At 65.2% G+C, this 2,407-nt stretch carries 3 protein-coding genes; all 3 read right to left on the minus strand.

What is annotated here, in order from left to right:
* A partial coding sequence (locus tag AHiyo1_RS14805; RefSeq protein WP_148667603.1) for a Trp biosynthesis-associated membrane protein occupies window positions 1-336 on the minus strand: 336 nt, incomplete at its 3' end.
* A 71-nt stretch (window positions 337-407) separates the two neighbouring features.
* A complete protein-coding gene (locus tag AHiyo1_RS14810; protein ID WP_059389081.1) occupies window positions 408-1,988 on the minus strand; it encodes an anthranilate synthase component I in 1,581 nt (526 codons plus the stop codon).
* Window positions 1,989-2,043: 55 nt separating this feature from the next.
* A partial coding sequence (hisI, locus tag AHiyo1_RS14815; protein ID WP_059389082.1) for a phosphoribosyl-AMP cyclohydrolase occupies window positions 2,044-2,407 on the minus strand: 364 nt, incomplete at its 5' end.

Genomic DNA, 2,407 nt, shown 5'->3' on the forward strand with positions numbered 1-2,407 from the left:
GGACGACGCAGCTGCCTGCCCACCCGAAATCCCGGTGGTCGCCGCAATGGTTCCCTGCGCCGCGCCGAGGGGATCCGCCAGGACGGTCACCGCGGCAATGAGGATCCCTGCCGAGGCAAGCACGATGATCGTTGCAATGATCCAGCGTGAAACCTTGCCCGCGATGGACGATGCCAGTCCCCCGGCAAGTGCCACGAGCGCGAGTGCGGTCACCGCAGTTGCCGCTTTGCTCCCCTGGACGTGGAGATCGGCATTCGCCGCGGCAGCGGGATCGAGCCGGACGTTGATCCAGGTCTGTGTGGTAGTCCCGAAAACGGCGAGGGCAAGAATTGCCATGCCGAGCACGACATTGCCTTTCCGTGCCCACACGGGAGGCTTGGTGGTGGCCGGCTGAGGGCGGGCAGCGCTCACAGGCCGGGGTTCCCGTCGACGACCGTCTCCACGGAAACTGGGTCCGGGGAAATGTTGTGGAGCGATCCCGCGGTGTGCACGGCACGCAAGGGGGCCGCCGCCTTGTTGACAGTCTCGAGCGCTTCGGAAGGCTTGTGGGAATCGGCCACGATCCCGCCGCCCGCCTGGACGTAGGCCCGGCCCTCACGCAACAATGCCGAACGGATGGCGATCGCCATGTCCATATCGCCTGCGAAGTCCAGGTAACCCACCACGCCGCCGTAGATGCCGCGCCGGTGAGGTTCGAGTTCGTCCAGGAGACGCAAGGCGCGCGGCTTGGGGGCACCGGAGAGCGTACCGGCCGGGAAGGTAGCCTTCAGCACGTCGTATGCCTTCGCCCCGGGCGCCAACTCTCCGACCACCGTGGACACGAGGTGCATGATGTGGCTGAAGCGTTCCACCTCCATGAACTGCGTAACGTCCACGGTTCCTGCAACGCAGACCTTGGACAGGTCGTTCCGGGACAAGTCCACGAGCATGAGGTGTTCGGCGCGCTCCTTCTGGTCCGCGAGCAACTCGGTGGCCAGCGCCTTGTCGGCCTCGACGGTCTTGCCTCGGGGCCGCGAACCGGCAATGGGGTGGGTGATGACCTCATTGCCCGTGACGGTCACCAAGGCCTCGGGAGAGGAACCGACAATCGTGTATTCGCGGCCGTCCGGATCTTCGAGGCTGAAGAGGTACATGTACGGGCTCGGGTTGGTGTTGCGCAGCACGCGGTAGACATCCAGCGGATCCGCGGCACACTCCATTTCGAAGCGTCGCGAAATGACCACTTGGAAGACCTCGCCGTCTACGATGGCTTCCTTGCCGCGGTCGATCGCGTTGAGGTATTCCTGCTCGTTCCAACGTTCCTGGACGCTCGACGCGAAGTCGAGGGCTTCGGACTGCAACACCGATACGGGCTGCTTCACGGGGGTGCTGATCTGGTCCAGCAGTCGCTTCACACGGGCGACCGCGTCGTGCCAGGCTTCGTCGACGCGTTCGGAACTGTTGTCGAAATTGATCGCGTTGGCAATCAGCAGGACGGTGCCGTCCATGTTGTCGTGGACAGCCATGTCGGTGACAAGGTTCAGGGCCAGTTCCGGCAGGTGGAGGTCATCTTCCGGGGGGCTGGTCAGCTTTTCCCAATGCCGGACGGTTTCCCACCCGAGGAAGCCGACCAGGCCGGAGGTGAAGGGCGGAAGGTCCGGGAAACGGTCCGTCTGCAGGGCTGCAATGGTGTCACGGACGGCGTCGACCGGGCTGCCGTCTACCGGCACGCCGACGGGAGGTTCGCCGATCCAGTGGGCCTGGCCGTCCTTGCTGGTCAGCGTTGCACGCGAACGGGAGCCAATGAAGGAATAGCGTGACCATGCTCCGCCGACGGCTGCCGACTCCAGGAGGAAGGTGCCGGGCTGGCCCTGGGCCAGCTTGCGGTAGAGCCCGATGGGAGTCTCGGCGTCGGCCAATACCCTGAGCCGGACCGGGATGACCCGGCTGTGTGCGGCGAGTTCGCGGAACTCCTCCAGGCCCGGGCTGATGATTCCAAGGTCCTGCATGGTTTGTGTTCTCCGCCTTCTTGTGTGCTTGCCTCAGTGGATGGTGTGTGGTGGGCTAGTCCCGCTCGCCTGTCACGGCTGCGAGGCTGCGGTCATCGAAGCAGGTGCGTGTACCGGTGTGGCAGGCCGCACCCACTTGGTCGACGCGGACCAGGAGGGCATCGCCGTCGCAGTCCAGGGCCACCGATTTCACGAACTGGACGTGCCCGGAGGTGTCTCCCTTGCGCCAGTATTCCTGGCGGGAGCGGGAGTAGAACGTCACGCGTCCCGTGGTCAGCGTCCGGTGCAAAGCTTCGTCGTCCATCCAGCCCAGCATGAGCACTTCGTCGGTGTCGAACTGCTGGATGATCGCTGCCACGAGACCGGCGGAATCGCGCTTCAGCGCGGTGGCCAGCTCATGCGGGAGCGGGCTGACGGGC

The organism is Arthrobacter sp. Hiyo1 (assembly GCF_001263615.2).
GTDB lineage: Bacteria > Actinomycetota > Actinomycetes > Actinomycetales > Micrococcaceae > Arthrobacter.

What these genes read in the sequence shown, in the direction of transcription:
- AHiyo1_RS14810 (WP_059389081.1), bottom strand. Translation starts at nt 1,988, where the DNA reads ATGCAGGACCTTGGAATCATCAGCCCGGGCCTGGAGGAGTTCCGCGAA.